The sequence below is a fragment of the Pseudomonas sp. B16(2017) genome, assembly GCF_002113205.1.
Classification (GTDB): Bacteria; Pseudomonadota; Gammaproteobacteria; order Pseudomonadales; family Pseudomonadaceae; genus Aquipseudomonas; species Aquipseudomonas pharyngis.
In genome coordinates this window covers 288,908-307,040 of sequence record NZ_NEKA01000003.1, presented here as the reverse complement: position 1 = coordinate 307,040, position 18,133 = coordinate 288,908, and the positions used below count along the sequence as shown (strand labels likewise).

Below are 18,133 nucleotides of genomic sequence, written 5' to 3'. Positions count from 1 at the left end.
GGCCGTCTACGCTCTTGAAACACCAACAAGAACGGGGGATGCGTCATGGGGTTTGTGCACAAGCTGGCCTGGCTCGGCGCGGTGCTGCTGTTGAGTTTCGGTCAGGCCAACGCGGCCACCACGGAAAAAGACGACAGCAAGGCCGCCATCGCCTTGCTGGAAAAGGCTCTGGCCTATTACCACGACAACGGCGACAAGGCGTTTGCGGCGTTCAGCCGTCAGGGCGAATTCGTCGACAAGGACCGCTATGTGTTCGTGGTCGATACCAAGGGCGTGATGCTCGCCAGCGGCGGGCCGTCGTCGGCATTGATCGGTCGCGACGTGAGTGAAGTGCTCGGGCCGGACTTGCAGAAGTCCTTCAAGGACGCCTTGAAAGTGCCGGAAGGCAACGGCATCCAGCAGGCCGAATACCGCTGGCAGAACTGGTCCGACGGCAAGGTCGAGCGCAAGCACGTTTACTATCAACGCATCGGTCAGCGGATTCTGGCGGTGGGTTATTACCTTCCGCGCGCGTCGGCGGAGCAGGCGAAAGCGTTGCTCGAAAAGGCAGCCACTGACCTGACCAGGGATGAGAAGGGCACGCTGTCCGCGATCAACTCACTCAGGGGCGGTTACCTGCAGGACGACCTCTATGTGTTCGTGGTCAATCTCGACAACCACCGCTACGTTGCCCATGGCACCAACCTGCGGCTGATCAACACCGACTTCGCAAAGGTCGACGACCCGGAGGGCAAACCGGTGGGCGAACCGATTCTGGCGCTGATCGGCAAGCAGGATGAGGGCGAGTACGAGTACCGCTGGAAAAATCCGGTGACCGGCAAGGTCGAGAACAAGCATGCCTACCTGAAAAAGGTCGGGAACATGCTGGTGGCGGTCGGTTATTACAGTGCTTGATTGCTGAAAGCTCCCATGCCGCGCGTGGGAGCGATCGGCATCAATCAGCGGGTGCCGTGCTCACGGCCCCGCAGCAACCGGTTCGGCATCGCAATCGCCGCCGCCAGCCCGAGCAGCGACACCGCCGCGCTGACCATCAGCAAATGCCGGAACGTCACCAGCAGTTCGGCACGCAAGGCATTCTGCGCATCGCCGGGCGCCGCGTTCAGGCCGTCGAGCAGCACGTTGCCGGAATGCCCTTCGCTCATCAGCGAGCTGCCGGCCAGGTGGGCGAAACTGGAGTCCTGCAACAACGCCAGCAACAGCGCCGACATCAACGCCACGCCCACCGCGCCGCCCAGAGAGCGGAACAGGTTGGTGGTACTGGTGGCGACGCCAATGTCCTTTTGCTCGACCGAGTTCTGCGTACCGACCAGCGAAGTCGGGAACTGCATGCCGCCGGCGATCCCGCTGAGCAGCATGAACAGGCTGCTGAGCAGCGTGGCATCGGGCGGGCTGAAGGCCATGCCAAGGATCGAGATCGGCATCAGCAGCGCGCCGCTCAGAATCTGCGGTTTGTAGCGTCCGGTGATCGAAGTGCGGCGTCCGGCGAAATACGCGCCGATCGGTAATCCCATCGCCAGCGGCAGCAAGTGCAATGCAGCGCTGTCCGCCCCGGCGCCGGTCACGCTCTGGAAGCGCAGCGGCATCAGCACGATCAGGGAAATCGCCTGGAAGCTGCAAAAGAAAATCGTGCACCAGCACAGCAGGGCGCTGCGGTTGGTGAACAGGTGCATCGGCAACAACGGCTCCCGGGCGCGCCGCTCGTGCCAGACGAACACCGCCAGCACCGCCACCGCGCAAGCGAAGAGACCGAGCACTTCGCTGCTGCGCCACGCATGGCCTTGGCCGACCTGAGTGATCGCCAGCAACAGAGCGGTCAGGCCGATGATCATCAACAGTGTGCCGAGATAATCGATGACCGGTTTGCGCTGCGGAATCGGCAAACCGATCAGGTTGCGGCGGGCCACCCAGTAAGCGCCAAGGCCCAGCGGCAGGTTGATCAGGAACACCCAGCGCCACGACAGGTACTCGGTCATGTAGCCGCCGAGCACCGGGCCGGCAACGCTGGCCACCGCGTACATGCTGGAGAAATAGCCCTGATAACGCCCGCGTTCGCGAGGCGGCACGATGTCGCCGATGATCGCCTGGCTTACCGAAATCATCCCGCCAGCGCCGATGCCCTGGAAAATCCGCGCCAGCACCAGTTGCTCCATGCTCTGGGCCATGCCGCAGAACAGCGAGGCGAGGGTGAACAGGCCCATGCCGAACAGCATTAGTTTGCGCCGCCCGTACAGATCGCCGAGCTTGCCGTAGATCGGCACCGCCACGGTCATCGCCACCATGTAGCCGGAAATCACCCAGGCCAGCAGGCTGACGTCCTTGAATTGGGCGGAGATGGCCGGCATGGAAACGGCGACGATGGTCTGGTCCAGCGCACCGAGAAAGATCGCCATCATCAGCGCGACCAGCACGCTGCGAATGGCCGGTTTGGGCGTTTCGGGATGGTTGAGATTGGTCACGGGCAAAACCTGCGGGCAGTGAGTGTCCCGCAGATCGCCAGGCGAGCGGGGATGCTCGCCAGTGTAAGTCGGTAGCAGGCTATTCGATAGCCTCATAAGGAAGCCCGACGTAATTTTCTGCAATGGTTTTTTGACCGGCCTCCGAGCTGACAAAGTAGTCCAGTTCCGAAGCGCAGATCCGCTGGCTGAAATCATCGTGCTCGTCGAAGCGGTGCAGCATCGAAGTCATCCACCAGGAAAACCGTTCGGCTTTCCACACCCGACGCAGGCAGATCTCCGAGTATTTCTCCAGCAACTCGGTGCGACCTTCGCGATAGACCTTCAGCAGAATCCTGAACAAGGTGCTGACATCGCTGGCCGCCAGATTCAGCCCCTTGGCGCCGGTCGGCGGAACGATGTGCGCCGCGTCCCCAACGAGAAACATCCGCCCGTATTGCATCGGCTCGACCACAAAGCTGCGCAGCGGCGCGATGCTCTTTTCAATCGACGGACCGGTCACCAGTTTCTGCGCCAGATCCTCCGGCAGACGCTTGCGCAGTTCATCCCAGAAACGCTGATCCGACCAGTCGTCGACGTTTTCCTCGGCCGGCACTTGCAGGTAATAACGGGTGCGGGTCGCCGAGCGCATGCTGCACAGGGCGAAGCCGCGCTCGTGGCGGGCGTAGACCAGTTCCTCGTGAATCGGTGGCGTGTCGGCGAGAATGCCCAGCCAGCCAAACGGATAAACCCGTTCGAAGACTTTCAGGCAATCCTCGGGAATCGACTGCCGGGCCACGCCGTGGAAACCGTCGCAACCGGCGATGTAGTCACAATCGACACGCCAGGTTTCGCCGTCCTTTTCGAAGGTGACATAGGCTTCGTCGCTTTTCATGTCACAGGGAACGACATGGCGGGCTTCGTAGATGGTCTGCCCTCCGGTCTCCCGACGAGCGGCCATCAGGTCGCGGGTGACCTCGGTCTGACCGTAGACCATCACGGTTTTTCCACCGGTCAGCGCTTGCAGGTCGATGTGGATCCGGCGCCCGTCGAGGGCCAGTTCGAACCCACCGTGCACCAGCCCTTCGGCGTCCATCCGCTGACCCACGCCAGCCTCGCGCAACAGCTCTACCATGCCTTGTTCAAGCACGCCGGCGCGGATTCGGCCGAGCACGTAGTCAGGTGTCTGGCGCTCCAGAATCAGGGTGTCGATGCCGGCGTTGTGCAGCAGTTGGCCGAGCAGTAATCCGGACGGACCGGCGCCGATAATGGCGACTTGGGTTTTCAGCGTTTTCATTGTTTTTATGACTCGCAAGCTTCACGCGACAACGGCCGGTGAATGAGTTTCAGGATTCGAGTGCTTGCATTTTTCCCTTGCGGGTCTGTCAATTGAAGGTGAAAACTGAGCCGATACCTGTACATTCTGCCAATCGGTGCGATTATCGCCCGCAAACCTCGAGGCCTGGATTGAAGTGATGAACAAGCCTGACCTGCCTTCGATTCCGGTGTTCAAGCTCTACGGTGAAAGCCTGGACTGGCCGACCCCTGACTTGCTGCACTGTGAAACCATTTCCAAACGCAGCCGCGAACACCAATGGGAAATCAAACCCCACCGCCACGCCGATTTGTGCCAGTTGCTCTTCGTATTCAAAGGTCAGGCAGAGCTTGAAATCGAAGGCCAACGCACGCAACTGAACGAAACCGCGATCCAGATCCTGCCGCCGTTATCGGTGCATGGATTCCGTTTTTCCGAGGACGTCGAAGGGTTTGTCGTCACCCTCGCCACTCCGTTGATCAACCATTTGCAGGCGCAACTGGGCAGCGCGGTGCAGGCCCTGGCCCAGGCCGAAAGCTATCCGGCGGGCAAGGACGCGGATTACCTCAACAGTCTGTTTGCCGCGTTGCAGGCCGAGTACAACGGCCATCAACCGGCGCGGGAAATGCTCATGCATTCGCTGGTCAGTGTGATCATGGTCTGGGTCAGCCGTCAGGCGATCCGCCGTCACAACGCCACGCAACGCCCGCAGCGTCAGCGCGAATACCTCAACGGGTTCATTCAACTGGTGGAAGAAACCTACCGCCAGCACGTCAAGGTCGAAGACCTGGCCCATCGGCTGGGGATTTCCGTCTCGCACCTCAACGGCACCTGCCGTGAACTGGCGGGGCAGCCGGCGTTGCAGATCATGCACGAGCGTCAGTTGCTGGAAGCCAAGCGTCTGCTGACGTACACCAGCATGACCATTTACGAGATGTCCGAGGTGTTGGGGTTTTCCGATCCGACCAACTTCACGCGCTTGTTCCGGCGCCGGGTGGGGATCTCGCCAAAGGCATTCCGCGACCGCTTGAAGGCCGAGCAGAACGACGACGCCTGAGCCCTTATCAGCGCAGGGCGTTGAGGGTGGCGTTGTGAGGGATGCAGCGCTCGAAGTTGCAGCTCGCGTATTCACGGGGCAGTTGCCGCAACTGCTCCACGCGCCATGCCGCGGTGCCGTACAGCGCCAGCGTGGCCGCGCAGGTGATGAAAATCGCGAGGTATCTTCTTGTTCTGGTGTTCATGGCGTTGACCTCTGAACGAATACCCTTGGGTACTACTTTCAGCATAGGTCAGCGCCGTGGAGTTGCCAGCGGCTCTGTGAACGGCTTTACAGTCCGATATCCCACTGCGGGTTTTCGGGAAAACGCTGCACCAGAAAGTCCAGCATGCAGCGCAACGCTGCCGGCATGTGCTTGCGCGAGGCGTACACGGCGTAGATGTTCATCTGCCGGGGCTCGGCGTGGGGCAGCAGGCGAACCAGTTCGCCGCTGTGCACATGCACCCCGGCCTGATAGGTCGGCAGCATCGCCACGCCGGCGCCGGCCAGGGTCGCGCGCAGCAGGGTGCTGGCCTCGTTGGCGCTGATGTTGCCCTGCACCGGCAACGAGACCGGTTCGCCATCCTCCTCGAAATGCCACAGGCTCTTGCCGAAATAGGAATGGGTCAGGCAGTTGTGCCGGCTCAGATCTTCAACCCGCTGCGGCTGCGGATGTTCCCGCAGATAGGCGGGTGCGGCGCAGACCACCGAACGGCAGACCGTCAGGCGCCGGGCGATCAGGTTGGGGTCGAGGTCATTGCTGGTGCGGATCGCCAGGTCGATGCGTTCGTCCACCAGGTTCACCGTGCGATCGAGCATTTGCAGGTCGATGCTCACTCCCGGATACGCTTTGACGAACGCCGCCATGGCATCGGCCAGTTGCGCCTGGCCGAACGAGGTACTGACACTGATTCGCAGCAGACCCCGAGGCGCATCGGCGGGTTCGCTGACGGCGGCCTGCATGTCGCCGGACAGCTCCAGCATCTGCCGGCAGCGCGGCAGGATTTCGTTGCCGGCGGCGGTCAGGCTCAGTTTGCGCGTGGTGCGGTGCATCAGACGCGCCCCGACCCAGTCTTCCAGTTCTGCCAGATATCGCGACACCACCGGCCGCGACAGATCCAGGTGATCGGCCGCCGCCGACTGGCTGCCCAGATCCACCACCGTGACAAACACCCGCATTGCTTGGAGACGATCCATGATTTGCCCGCTTTCAGAAACAAACTATGTTCAAGCATCGCATTTTTTGTAACGAGTCTGGCAACTAAGCTCTGTCCCCATCGCCAAGCACGGCATTCGAACAGCGGAGCAACCCATGATCGGCTTCACCACCCTCAAGCGCGTTTTACTGGCCACCGCCACCCTCGGCTTTGCTGCCCATGCAGCGGCCGCGAACCTGACTCTTGATGTCTACAACCCGGGCACCCATGCGATCTTCCCGGTGACCTCGGTGCTGGTCAGCGGCGAGAAGGACGCGATTCTGGTGGACGCGCAGTTCGGCAAATCCCAGGCCGAACAAGTGGTGGAAAAGATCCGCGCCAGCGGCAAGCAACTGACCACCATCTACATCAGCCACGGTGACCCGGATTACTACTTCGGTCTCGACACCCTGACCAAAGCCTTTCCGGATGCCAAGGTGCTGGCCTCGCAACCGACCGTTGATCACATCAAAAAAACCGTCGACGGCAAACTCGCCTTCTGGGGCCCGAAAATGGGCGCCGACATGCCGGGCAAAACCATCGTACCGGGCGTGCTCAAGGGCGACAGCCTGATGCTCGAAGGGCAGAAACTGCAGGTGATCGGCCTTGACGGCAAACAGCCGGATCGCAGCTTCGTGTGGATTCCTTCGTTGAAAGCGGTGGTCGGCGGTGTGGTCGTCGCCGAGAACATCCACGTGTGGATGGCCGACACCCAGACCGCGCAATCCCATGCCGACTGGCTGCAAACCCTGCACTCGATCGAAACCCTGAAACCGAAAACCGTGGTGCCCGGTCACTACCTGGGTGACAGCGCCCGGTCGCTGGCGGCCGTGAAATTCACCGCCGACTACATTAAGGCGTTCGATGCCGAAACTACCAAGGCCAAGGACTCTGCCGCGCTGATCGCCGCGATGAAAAAACGCTACCCGACACTGGGCGAAGAAAGCTCGCTGGAGCTGAGCGCCAAAGTCGCCAAGGGCGAAATGCAGTGGTAATCCGATTCTGAAAAACGCAGCACTCTCAAGCCAACTGGAGAATGTCATGAGCAAGATCGCAATCATTGGTGCCACCGGCCGTGCCGGCAGCCAATTGCTGGAAGAAGCCCTGCGTCGCGGCCACAGCGTCACCGCTATCGCCCGGGATACCTCGAAGATCGGCGCTCGTGCCGGTGTGGTCAGCAAGAATGTCGACGTGCTGGACGCCGCCGCGTTGCAGGACGCCGTCGCCGGTCACGATGTGGTGATCAGCGCCGCGCATTTCGCCACGGTGCCGGCCAGCGCGCTGATCGGTCCGGTGAAACAGGCCGGGGTGAAACGTCTGCTGGTTGTGGGCGGTGCCGGCTCGCTGTTGCTGCCGGACGGCACCCGCGTGATCGACAGCGCCGGTTTCCCGGCCGAGTACAAGGCTGAGGCCAGCGCCGGTGCGGCGTTCCTTGATGCACTGCGTCAGGAGAAGGAACTGGACTGGACATTCCTGTCGCCGTCGGCGCTGTTTGTCGAAGGCGAGCGCACCGGTAAGTTCCGGGTCGGCAAGGATGACTTGCTGGTGAGTGCTGAGGGTCAGAGTTCGATCAGCTTTGCCGACTACGCGATTGCGCTGATCGACGAAGTGGAAACACCGAAGCATTCGCGGCAGCGGTTTACCGTCGGTTATTGAGGGTTTTGGGTGGTTTTCGGGGTTTGTGTCTGATCCGAAAATTGGCCCTCATCGGAACGCCGCCCGCCCAGCAGTCTCCCGGAGGGAGAGGGAGCCGACCGAGTTGTCTGACGTGATTCATCGACCTGAAAGTTCGAGTCGATTATGGATTCGGTACAGCACGTTCAGGTCGGCGTAATTTTCGAGCATCCCACGATCGGCTCCCTCTCCCTCCGGGAGAGGGCTGGGGTGAGGGGGGGCCTCACCGCGTATGAGCCTGCTCCACCAACCACCCCATCAACTCCTGTAACTTCGCCGACGGCTCCGACGCCGGCGCGACGATGTAATAGCCCAATCCCGTCTTCACCTTCAGATCGAACGGCATCACCAGTCGCCCGGCGTTCAAGTCGTCGCCGATCAGTGACCAGTCGCCGATCGCCACCCCCGTCCCATGGGACGCCATCGACATCGCCTGATCCAGCGTCTCGAAATGCTGACCGCTGGCGATATTGCTCAGGTGCAGTTCGGCGGCTTCAAGCCAGAGTGTCCAGTCGTCATCGGTGTGAGTCGGGTGCAGCAGCAGATGCTGTTGCAGATCTGCCGGTGTGTGCAGGGCCGGCCCGCCGTTGAGCAGCGTCGGTGAGCAGACTGGCGTCAGTTGTTCATCGAACAGATGCAGGGTCGCAGGAGAGTCGTGGGGCGCGGTGCCGTAGATCACCGCCGCGTCGAACTGCTCGCGATGAAAATCCACCCCGTGCTGCAACGACGCCGTGAGTTTCACCGGCACGTCCGGGCGCTCGCGCTGCCATTGCAGCAGACGCGGCAACAGCCAGCGCATCACGCAGCTCGGCGCTTTGAGTTGCAGGGTTTCGCGCTTGGCGCCGATCTGCTCCACCGAGTCGCCGATCAGGCTGAACACTTGCTGCACCCGTGGCAGCCATTCGCGACCTTCGGCCGTCAGCTCCAGGCCCCGGGCCAGACGAATGAACAGCTCATAACCCAGATGTTCCTCCAGCCCGGCGATCTGCCGGCTCACCGCACCCTGGGTGATGTGCAACTGCTCGGCAGCCCGGGTGAAGTTGCAGCACTGCGCGGTGATCAGAAACGTGTGCAGAGCGGGCAGGGGAGGCAGTCGTTTCATGTGGATCCAAGGTATGACGTGAGGACATGGCTAGTATGAGCTTTTATCGATTGTTGCGGCTACGGGTCGCCCGTTTCAATGAGGCCAATCACCGGTTCCTTAAAGCCCGGTGCCTCAATGAACAAGAAGGGCAAAGACATGGCGACGTGTGGCGAAGTACTGGTCAAGTTACTCGAAGATTATGGGGTCGAGCAGGTGTTCGGCATTCCCGGGGTGCATACCGTGGAGCTGTATCGCGGGCTGGCCCGTTCGAGCATCAACCACGTCACCCCGCGCCATGAACAGGGCGCCGGCTTCATGGCCGACGGCTACGCCCGCACCAGCGGCAAACCGGGTGTGTGCTTCATCATCACCGGCCCGGGCATGACCAATATCACCACCGCCATGGGCCAGGCCTATGCCGATTCGATCCCGATGCTGGTGATCTCCAGCGTGCAGTCGCGCAGCCAATTGGGCGGCGGTCGCGGCAAGCTGCATGAACTGCCGAATCAGAGCGCACTGGTCGGCGGCGTGGCGGCGTTCTCCCACACCCTGATGTCGGCGTCCGAATTGCCGGGCGTGCTGGCCCGTGCTTTCGCGCTGTTCCAGGCCGGGCGTCCGCGTCCGGTGCACATCGAAATTCCGCTGGACGTGCTGGTCGAAGAAGCCGACGAACTGCTGACCAGCGTGCCGGTCAACATCGACCGCGCCGGTGCTGCGCCGGCCGCCGTGAGCCGCATGACTGAACTGCTGGCCGGCGCCCAGCGTCCGCTGATCCTCGCTGGGGGCGGCGCCATCGATGCGGCTGTCGAACTCACCGAACTGGCCGAACTGCTCGATGCGCCGGTGGCCCTGACCATCAACGCCAAAGGCATGCTGCCGTCGAGCCATCCGCTGTTGATCGGTTCGACCCAGAGTCTGGTGGCGACTCGCGCTCTGGTGGCCGATGCCGACGTGGTGCTGGCGATCGGCACCGAACTGGCGGAAACCGACTACGACGTCACCTTTGCCGGCGGTTTCGAAATCCCCGGCAAGCTGCTGCGCGTCGATATCGATCCCGACCAGACCGTGCGCAATTACCCGCCGCACGTGGCGCTGGTGGCCGACTCGCGCAACGCCGCACAGGCGCTGCTCAGTGCGCTGTCGCACAAACCGCTGGCCGAGCGCCGCAACGATTGGGGCCAGGTACGCGCCGCCCGTCTGCGTGAAGACCTGGCCGCGACCTGGGACGCCCCGATGCTGGCCCAGACCCGTTTCCTCGAAACCGTGCTGCACGAATTGCCGAACGCGGTGTTCGTCGGCGACTCCACGCAACCGGTGTACACCGGCAACCTGACCTTCAACCCGGAGCGCCCGCGCCGCTGGTTCAACTCGTCCACCGGTTACGGCACTCTCGGTTACGCCTTGCCGGCGGCGATTGGCGCATGGCTCGGCGGCAACCTCGAACACGGCGCGCGTCCGCCGGTGGTGTGCCTGATCGGCGACGGCGGTCTGCAATTCACCCTGCCGGAACTGGCCAGCGCCGTGGAAGCGCGCACTCCGGTGATCATCCTGCTGTGGAATAACCAGGGTTACGAAGAGATCAAGAAATACATGGTCAACCGTGCCATCGAGCCGGTGGGCGTGGACATCTACACCCCGGACTTCATCGGTGTGGCCAAGGCCCTGGGTTGCGCGGCCGAGGCGATCAGCTCCGCCGAACACCTGCGCAGTGCATTGCGCGCCGCCACCGATCGTCAGGGCCCGACCCTGATCGAGATCGACCAGACCCAATGGATGAAGGCGGTGGCCCAATGATGAATTTCCCGACCACACTCGACGGCCTGTACATCAACGGCCAATGGTCCGCCGGGCGCGAACACCTGCGCGTGATCAACCCGGCCACCGAAGCACTGCTGACCACGGTCAACGGCGGTGACGAAAGCGCCGTCAATCAAGCGGTAACGGCGGCGACCGAAGCCTTCAAAAGCTGGTCGAAAACCACCGGTGCCGAGCGCGGCGCGATCCTGCGCAACATCGCCAATGGCGTGCGCAACGGTCGCGAACATCTGATGAAGTTGCAGTCGAGCAACAACGGCAAACCGCAGTTCGAAGCGAGCATCGATGTCGATGACGTGATCGCCACCTTCGAGTACTACGCCGAACTCGCCGAAGGTCTCGACGCCAAACTCGACAGCGACGTGCCGCTGCCCAGCGACGACTTCAGCGCACGTCTGCGCCGCGAGCCGTGCGGCGTGGTCGGGCTGATCGTGCCGTGGAATTTCCCGATGGTCACCACCGCGTGGAAACTCGCCCCGGCCCTGGCCGCCGGTTGCTGCGTGGTGCTCAAACCGTCTGAAGTCACACCGCTGCCGGAGTTGGAACTGGCGACCATCATCGCCGAATCCGGTTTGCCAAAAGGCGTGTTCAACCTGGTGTGCGGCACCGGTCTGGCAGTCGGCGCGCCGCTGTCGGCGGACCCGCGCATCGCCAAGATTTCCTTCACCGGCAGCAACGCCGTCGGTGTGCAGGTGATGCAGCGCGCCGCTGAAACCGTGAAGGGCGTGAGCCTGGAACTGGGCGGCAAGTCCTCGCTGCTGATTCTGGAAGATGCCGACCTGGATCTGGCGGTGGAGCTTGCATGCGGTGGCGGCTTCTTCAATGCCGGGCAGATGTGCTCGGCCACCAGCCGGGTGCTGGTCGCCGATGAACTGGCCGACGAATTCCTGATTCGTCTGAAGGCCCGCGCGGAAAAAATCCGTGTCGCCGATCCGTTCGATCCTGACGTCGAGATGGGCGCACTGGTCAATCAGGCGCAATACCAGCGAGTGCTCGGTCATATTGACCGTGGCCTCAGCGCCGGGGCCAAGCTGATCTGTGGCGGTAATCGTCCCGCCGATCTGCCGCGCGGCTATTTCTTGCAGCCGACAATCTTCACCGAAGTGCCCCTCGACAGTGCGCTGTGGTGCGAAGAGATTTTCGGCCCGGTGATCTGCGTGCGCAGTTTCGCTACGCAAGCCGAGGCGATTGCCTTGGCCAACGACAGCCAGTTCGGTCTGGTGGCCAGCGTGGTCACGCGCAATGCCGAGACCGCGGATCGGGTCGCCAATGCCTTGCAGGCGGGGCTGGTGTGGCTCAACGCGCCGCAGGTGATCTTCCCGCAGACCGCGTGGGGCGGCTACAAACAGAGCAGCCTCGGCCGCGAATTGGGGCCGTGGGGCCTGGCGGCATTTCAGGAAATCAAGCACGTGATCCGCGCGCTCTGAATGCCCGAAAAAGGTCAGCGCATGCCTCGCAACGAGGCATGCGCCGGCGTCATGGCTCCAATGAGTTTTTATCGATAGTCAGGTGTTTTGCACGACCTCAGGATGAACCCGCAGACCACGCTCAAGCCCTTTGAAACCGGGCGCTTGAGCAATATCGGTCAAGCAGATGCAAGGGTTGCGATCAATCTCATACTTACAAGAATAATGGGAGTCCCAAATGGGCGAGCACGATCTGAACAGGCGTCAATTCATCAAAACCGTCGGCGTGGCTTCGGTGGCTGCGGCGGCCATGAGCATGCCCTTCATCCGGGCCAGTGCCAGCGACACCCGCTTCGCCGGCAAGACCCTGCGCCTGTTGACCTGGTCCGATGACACGGGCCTGGCCGCGCTGCGCAACATCGCTGCAACGTTCGAAGCCAAGACTGGCGCCAAAGTGATTGCCGACCGCACCGGCAGCACCTCGGAAATGGTCGCCAAACTCAAGGCCGGCGGTGACCGTCCGCAGTACGACATCATCACTCTGGCTGGCGTTGGCGCCGAAGGTCTGGCCGCTGCCGGACTGCTGGAAAAACCCGATCTCAACCGCATTCCCAACCTGGTCGACGTCCCGGAAAAATACCGCACCGGGGCCAACGGTCACGGCATCGGCTACCTGCTGTGGTGCAACAGTCTGGTCTACAGCACCCGCACCCAGAGCACCGCGCCGGACAGCTATGCCGCGCTGTGGGACGCCGATCTGGCGCCGAACATTTTCCTGCCGCCGCCGAACTGGACCGAAGCGATGGACCTGATCATCATCGCCGCGAAACTGGCCGGTGGCGACGAACACAACATCGAACCGGGCTTCAAGAAGCTCGCGGAGCTGAAAGACCGCGTGGTGACTCTGGGTGAAAACCCCAACCAGATTGCCGAGCTGTTCCGCACCGGTTCCCTGGACATGGGCGGCCTCTACGCCCCGGCGTTTTTCCCCAAGCAGATCCGTGATCCGAACTATGGCCTCGGTGCCACGTTCGGCATGAAGGAAGGTTTCTACACCGACCTGATGCTCTCGGTGATGCCGAAGAACCGTCCGGGCGACACCGACCTGGCCTACGCCTTCATCGATCACTCCCTCGACCCGCTGGTGCAGGGCAAGATGGCCGAAGACATCTTCAACGGCCCGGTCAACGCCAAGGCGATCATCTCCGCCGAAGCGCGCAAGAGCCCCTTCATCCTCACGCCGGAGCAGATCGCGGAGAAGGCGATCATGCACGACAACGCCTTCCTGGCGACCGTGCATGACCAGTGGATTCGTCGCTACACGGAAATCTTTTCTTCCTGACGCCGTACTTCCAGACACCACAGAAACCTTGTGGGAGCGGGCTTGCTCGCGAATGCAATCTGTCAGTCGCTTCATGGGTTGACTGACCCGCCGCTTTCGCGAGCAAGTCGAAGCGGCGAACCGTCGCTCCCACAGGGGAGAGTGGTGTTTGGGAGATTCGTTCTCCATTGACGAGATCATTGCTATGGAACATCAATCCCTGACCCAACCGGTCGGCACGGGTAACGTGCGCCCGGCGCGCGGTGTTTCGCCGACCGCGCGGGCGTGGTTTTTCCTCACGCCGTCGATGCTGTTTCTCGGCGTGCTGATTGCCGCCAGCCTGCTGGTGTTGCGCATGAGCGTCGGCACCAAGGGCGCGGAGTGGTCCGGCTTCAGCCTGGCCAGTTACGCCCAGTTGCTCGAACCCTACTACCTCAAATCGTTGCTGCTGACCTTGCGTCTGGCGCTGATCAGCGCGGTGATCGCGGTGGTGCTGGCGATCCCGGTGGCGTACACCATGTCTCGCCTGACCTCGCCGTTCGTGCGGCGGATCTTTCTGGCGGCGGTGCTGTTGCCGCTGCTGGTCAACCTGCTGCTGCAAAGCTACGGCTGGCTGGTGATCCTCGGCCCCGGTGGCATGCTCAACCAGACCCTGATGGGCCTGGGTCTGATCAAGCGGCCGATCATGTTGCTGTACAACCAGAATGGCGTGTTGATGGGCCTGGTGCAGACCGCGTTTCCGCTGGCCGTGCTGCCGATTGCCAGCGCCATGCGCGGCGTCGCCCGCAGCTACGAAGAGGCTGCCGCGACGCTGGGCGCCAGTCGTTTTCAGGTATTCCGTCAGGTGGTGTTGCCGATGAGTCTGCCGGGGATCATCACCGGCGCGACCCTGGTGTTCGCCTACAACGCCAGCAGCTTCGTGGTGCCGCTGTTGCTCGGCGGTCGGCGAGTGCCAATGCTCGCGGTGATGGTGCATGACCAGATCGCCCCGCTGATGAACTGGCCTGCCGCGTCCGCCGCCGGGGTGGTGCTGATCGTCACCACGCTCGCCATCATGACCCTGTCCGAATACATCACCGGCCGCCGTCGCCGTCTGCTGGAGGCTTCGCAATGAGTGCCCTGATCAAGAAGCGTCAGTCGCTGTTGCCGGGCGACACCGGCAAGTTTGCCGGCATCCTCTCCGGGATCATTTTGTTCCTGGCCGTGTTGCCGATCCTGACCATGATCGTGATGTCGTTCAGCGGCGCGTCGAACCTCGACTTCCCGCCGAGCAGCTACAGCCTGCAGTGGTACAAGGCGGCGTGGCACACGTTTGTGTCACCGGACGCCAGCGATGTGCTGAGCCTCGGTCAAGCGATGGGCACCAGTTTGCTGGTGTCGTGCCTGACGATGATTTTCGCCACGCTGATCGCGGTGCCGGCGGCCTACGCGCTGACCCGTTGCGAGTTCCGTGGCAAGGGTGTGGCGCTGCAATTGATGTCGCTGCCGCTGGTGTTCCCGATGGTGGTGCTGGGGCTGGCGTTGCTGCTGGTGTTCGACAGCCTGCCGTTCCACATGACCACCTCGCGGCTGGTGATTGCCCACGTGATTCTGGCCCTGCCGTTCGTGGTGAAGAACTGCACGGCGGCCATGCTCTCCATCGGCAGCGAAGTCGAAGAAGCCGCGCAGATGCTTGGCGCCTCACCATTGAGGGCCATCGTCGATGTGGTGGTGCCGTTGATGAAGTCGGGGATTCTGGCGGGGATGCTGCTGGCGTTCATCGTCTCGTTCAACGAATTCACCGTGACCTATTTCCTCTACACCATCGACGTCATGACCGTGCCGATCTGGATGTACAGCCGCACCGTGTCATCGCTCGACCCTACCGTGTTCTCGTTTGCCGTGCTGATCGTGCTGATCGACTTCGTCCTGATCTGGGCGCTGGAGAAGCTGGTCGGTGAAGGCGGCGTTTCCTTTTGATTTCTTGAGGTGATTTATGTCTGGTCTGATTCTGGAAAACGTCGAGAAACACTACGGCTCGGCCTGCGCGGTAAAAGACGTCAACCTGCATTTGCCCGAGGGCAAACTGGTGTGCTTCCTCGGTCCGTCGGGTTGCGGCAAGACCACGTTGCTGCGGATGATCGCCGGGCTGGAAACCCTCACCGGCGGCGAGATCCGCCTGGACGGCGAGGATATCGGCCACACCCCGGCGCACCTGCGCAACTTCGGCATGGTGTTTCAGTCGCTGGCGCTGTTCCCGCACATGACCGTGGGCGAAAACATCGCCTATCCGCTGAAACTGCGCGGCGTCAGCAAGGCCGATCAACAGGCGCGAGTGGTGGAGTTGCTGGAGTTGATCCAGCTGCAACCGATGATCGATCGCCCGGTGGCCAAGCTCTCCGGTGGCCAGCGTCAGCGGGTGGCGATTGCCCGGGCGATTGCCTCGCACCCGAAAATCCTGTTGCTCGACGAACCGCTGTCGGCGCTCGACGCCAAGTTGCGCGAGTCGATGCAGGTGGAAATCCGTCAGCTGCAACAACGCCTGAACATCACCACCATCATGGTCACTCACGATCAGCGCGAGGCCATGACCATGGCCGATATCGTGGTGGTGTTGGGTGAGCATCGGGTGCAGCAGGTGGGTACGCCGATTGAAATCTACCGGCATCCGGCCAACGAATTCGTCGCGGACTTTATCGGCTCGGGGAATATTTTCCCGGCCACCGCGCTGGGCGATGGCAAGGTCGTGCTGCCGGGCGGCGATGCCCTGCAAGTGCCGATCTGCAGCAGCATCGTGATCGGGCAGAAAGTGAAAATGCTGATCCGCCCTGAAGACCTGCAACTGTCGGCGCCCCAAGCCACTGCGGGCAATCGCTTGCTGGGCAAGGTGACGTTTGTGCGGGATATCGGCGCGACCATCGAGACTACGGTGGAATGTTCCGGGGTGACCTTCACGGCGCTGAGTACGCCGTGTCAGGGCTTTGGATTGGGGATCGGGCATCCGGTGTCGGTGACGTTGCCGAGTGAGGCATGTCGGGTGCTCGGCGCCTGATCCAGAATTGATGCTGGCTCTGCCGACCTCTTCGCGGGAAAGCCCGCTCCCACAGTGGCTGGTGTCGACTGCAAAACCTGTGTACGACACAGAACATGTGGGAGCGGGCTTGGTCCGGGCGGCGATCCGACGAAGAGGCCAGTAGCCGCGACGCAATAATCCAGATCAGACCGTCAGCCGCAACCGCGCCAGATCCCTTAGCGGCGGCGCCCCAAACAGCCGGCTGTACTCGCGACTGAACTGCGAAGGGCTTTCATACCCCACCCGATACCCGGCCGCCGACGCCTCCAGCCCCTCAGCCAGCATCAGGCGCCGCGCCTCTTGCAGGCGCAGTTGCTTCTGATACTGCAACGGGCTCATCGCCGTCATCGCCTTGAAGCGATGATGCAGGGTCGAGACGCTGAGGTTCACTTCCTTCGCCAGGTCATCAATGCGCAGCGGCTGTTCGAAGTTGCCGTTGAGCCATTTGATCGCCTGGCTGATGCGGTGGCTCTGGCTGTTGGCAATGGCGATTTCGTACAGCCGATGCCCCTGCGGGCTGCGCAGCAGGCGATAGAGAATTTCCCGGCGGATCAGCGGCGCGAGCATGGCGATGTCTTTCGGTGCGTCGAGCAGACGCGCCAGACGCAGCACCGCATCAAGCATCGCGCTGTCGATTTTCTCCACATACAGACCACGCCCGGTCGGCCGGGTCGGTACGCCCATCGGACCGGCGTCGGCGATCAGCGCGGTGATTTCCGCAGGATCAATGTCCAGGCGCACGGCGAGGATCGGCTCCTCCGGCGAGACATTCACCACCCGTCCACTCAACGGCATCGAGACCGACACCACCAGATAATTGAGCGGGTCGTAATTGAAGAACTCATCCGCCAGCCGTACCTCTTTGCGCCCCTGGGCCATGATGCACAGCGCCGGTTGCGCAAGCACCGGGGCGAAGTCATGGGACTGGGTGTGGCGCGACATGAACAGCGAACCGACGGCAGTGGCATAACTGCCATCTTCGGACGTGTTGCGGCGGATGATCGCCGCCAGTTCCGCGCGCTGCTTTTCCATGTCGGCATCGGGTGGCGCTTGAAAACGATCGAATGACGTCACGTGCGGCATCCTCGGCAAAGTCGGTGGAGTGGAGCAGAGCATAAGTTTGTGCAAGTCAGGGCGGTAGACACATCCTGCGAAATGCTTGCCTGATCCTGCATTGGGTTGTTGGCCCATCCAGCCATAGCAGGACGCAGGTGGTCAGAGTTGCCCGAAATCGGTGTGACAGGACGGTGACAGGAATTTACGACTTGTTACAGGTCTGCAAGACAGTCTCGCAGGATTGTGCAACGCGACGGCAGGAATCGACTAACGGCGAACGGGGAGCGGCCCTTAACCTTGAATCCTGTCGCAGCCCGTCCCCGGCTGCCACGCGACTCCCTGGGAGGGTTGAACATGTCCAAGCAGATTCCCGTCAGTCATATGGCCTTCGTTCGAGCGCGTGCCGGACGTTCGGCGGAACTCGGCATGCGCCTGAGCGCCCTGATCGAACCGTCCCGCGCCGCCCCCGGCTGCCTGAGCTTTGCCTTGCAGCATTCGCAGTGTGATCCCGAATTGTGGCTGGTCTCCGGTTTCTGGAGCAACCAGCAGTCGATGACCGCGTACTTCAGCAGCCCGTCGATGGAAGTCTTTGCCGAGCTGGTGCAGGACCTGGTGGTCAACAGCCTGGATTTCCACACGTTCAAGGAAGTCTCGGCCGCACAGGCCGTAGGGCAATGCACTGCGCCGGTACACAAACTTGCCGGTTGAATGTTTAATGTCCGGCTTATCCGACTGAGCCAGGACCT

At 62.2% G+C, this 18,133-nt stretch carries 17 protein-coding genes; 11 read left to right on the top strand and 6 right to left on the bottom strand.

Going from position 1 to position 18,133, the window contains the following annotated elements; all coding sequences use genetic code 11:
• Positions 1-45: 45 nt before the first annotated feature.
• On the top strand, positions 46-894 hold the full coding sequence (locus CAG25_RS06695; protein WP_085610846.1) for a cache domain-containing protein: 849 nt from the start codon (positions 46-48) through the stop codon (positions 892-894).
• A 44-nt stretch (positions 895-938) separates the two neighbouring features.
• Here the strand turns inward: CAG25_RS06695 and CAG25_RS06690 are convergent, their stop codons facing one another.
• A complete protein-coding gene (locus CAG25_RS06690) occupies positions 939-2,456 on the bottom strand; it encodes an MDR family MFS transporter (protein ID WP_085610845.1) in 1,518 nt (505 codons plus the stop codon).
• Between the two features lie 79 nt (positions 2,457-2,535).
• A complete protein-coding gene (gene pobA, locus CAG25_RS06685) occupies positions 2,536-3,720 on the bottom strand; it encodes a 4-hydroxybenzoate 3-monooxygenase (protein ID WP_178076450.1) in 1,185 nt (394 codons plus the stop codon).
• A 187-nt stretch (positions 3,721-3,907) separates the two neighbouring features.
• On the opposite strand from pobA, the gene CAG25_RS06680 reads away from it, so the two are divergent.
• Positions 3,908-4,804 carry a helix-turn-helix domain-containing protein gene (locus tag CAG25_RS06680; protein ID WP_085610843.1) on the top strand — a complete coding sequence of 299 codons (897 nt, stop codon included), beginning with the start codon at positions 3,908-3,910 and terminating at the stop codon, positions 4,802-4,804.
• Between the two features lie 7 nt (positions 4,805-4,811).
• Here CAG25_RS06680 and CAG25_RS28610 read toward each other — a convergent pair whose 3' ends face one another.
• A complete protein-coding gene (locus tag CAG25_RS28610) occupies positions 4,812-4,988 on the bottom strand; it encodes a hypothetical protein (protein WP_007953274.1) in 177 nt (58 codons plus the stop codon).
• A gap of 86 nt (positions 4,989-5,074) precedes the next feature.
• A complete protein-coding gene (locus tag CAG25_RS06670) occupies positions 5,075-5,980 on the bottom strand; it encodes a LysR family transcriptional regulator (protein ID WP_218191690.1) in 906 nt (301 codons plus the stop codon).
• Positions 5,981-6,095: 115 nt separating this feature from the next.
• Here CAG25_RS06670 and CAG25_RS06665 point away from each other — a divergent pair, with 115 nt between their 5' ends.
• Both CAG25_RS06665 and CAG25_RS06660 read left to right on the top strand, forming a co-directional pair.
• Positions 6,096-6,974, top strand: coding sequence for an MBL fold metallo-hydrolase (locus tag CAG25_RS06665; protein ID WP_085610841.1), 879 nt, complete (start codon positions 6,096-6,098; stop codon positions 6,972-6,974).
• A 46-nt stretch (positions 6,975-7,020) separates the two neighbouring features.
• Entirely contained in the window at positions 7,021-7,635 is a 615-nt protein-coding gene (locus tag CAG25_RS06660) for an NAD(P)-dependent oxidoreductase (protein WP_085610840.1), read from the top strand.
• A gap of 241 nt (positions 7,636-7,876) precedes the next feature.
• Here the strand turns inward: CAG25_RS06660 and CAG25_RS06655 are convergent, their stop codons facing one another.
• Complete coding sequence (locus CAG25_RS06655; protein WP_074688417.1) at positions 7,877-8,755, bottom strand: LysR substrate-binding domain-containing protein; 879 nt, start codon at positions 8,753-8,755, stop codon at positions 7,877-7,879.
• Positions 8,756-8,893: 138 nt separating this feature from the next.
• Here CAG25_RS06655 and CAG25_RS06650 point away from each other — a divergent pair, with 138 nt between their 5' ends.
• The 6 genes from CAG25_RS06650 (at position 8,894) to CAG25_RS06625 (ending at position 16,310) form a co-directional block, all read left to right on the top strand.
• On the top strand, positions 8,894-10,531 hold the full coding sequence (locus CAG25_RS06650; protein ID WP_085610979.1) for a 5-guanidino-2-oxopentanoate decarboxylase: 1,638 nt from the start codon (positions 8,894-8,896) through the stop codon (positions 10,529-10,531).
• Positions 10,531-11,979 (top strand): aldehyde dehydrogenase family protein, encoded by a 1,449-nt coding sequence (locus tag CAG25_RS06645; RefSeq protein WP_085610978.1) that lies wholly within the window; start codon positions 10,531-10,533, stop codon positions 11,977-11,979. The genes CAG25_RS06650 and CAG25_RS06645 overlap by 1 nt, the downstream gene beginning before the upstream one ends.
• Positions 11,980-12,196: 217 nt before the next feature.
• Positions 12,197-13,300: an extracellular solute-binding protein gene (locus CAG25_RS06640; protein ID WP_064383797.1), complete on the top strand. Its 1,104-nt coding sequence runs from the start codon at positions 12,197-12,199 to the stop codon at positions 13,298-13,300.
• 184 nt (positions 13,301-13,484) lie between these two features.
• Complete coding sequence (locus tag CAG25_RS06635) at positions 13,485-14,393, top strand: ABC transporter permease (RefSeq protein WP_085610839.1); 909 nt, start codon at positions 13,485-13,487, stop codon at positions 14,391-14,393.
• Positions 14,390-15,238, top strand: a complete 849-nt coding sequence (locus CAG25_RS06630; protein ID WP_007960165.1) for an ABC transporter permease — start codon at positions 14,390-14,392, stop codon at positions 15,236-15,238. The genes CAG25_RS06635 and CAG25_RS06630 overlap by 4 nt, the downstream gene beginning before the upstream one ends.
• A 16-nt stretch (positions 15,239-15,254) precedes the next feature.
• Positions 15,255-16,310, top strand: coding sequence for an ABC transporter ATP-binding protein (locus CAG25_RS06625; RefSeq protein ID WP_085610838.1), 1,056 nt, complete (start codon positions 15,255-15,257; stop codon positions 16,308-16,310).
• A gap of 165 nt (positions 16,311-16,475) precedes the next feature.
• On the opposite strand, the gene CAG25_RS06620 is transcribed toward CAG25_RS06625, so the two are convergent.
• A complete protein-coding gene (locus CAG25_RS06620) occupies positions 16,476-17,405 on the bottom strand; it encodes an AraC family transcriptional regulator (protein ID WP_064383794.1) in 930 nt (309 codons plus the stop codon).
• 336 nt (positions 17,406-17,741) lie between these two features.
• Between CAG25_RS06620 and CAG25_RS06615 the strand changes: the two genes are divergently transcribed.
• Positions 17,742-18,095 carry a putative quinol monooxygenase gene (locus CAG25_RS06615; RefSeq protein ID WP_064599069.1) on the top strand — a complete coding sequence of 118 codons (354 nt, stop codon included), beginning with the start codon at positions 17,742-17,744 and terminating at the stop codon, positions 18,093-18,095.
• Positions 18,096-18,133 lie beyond the last annotated feature (38 nt).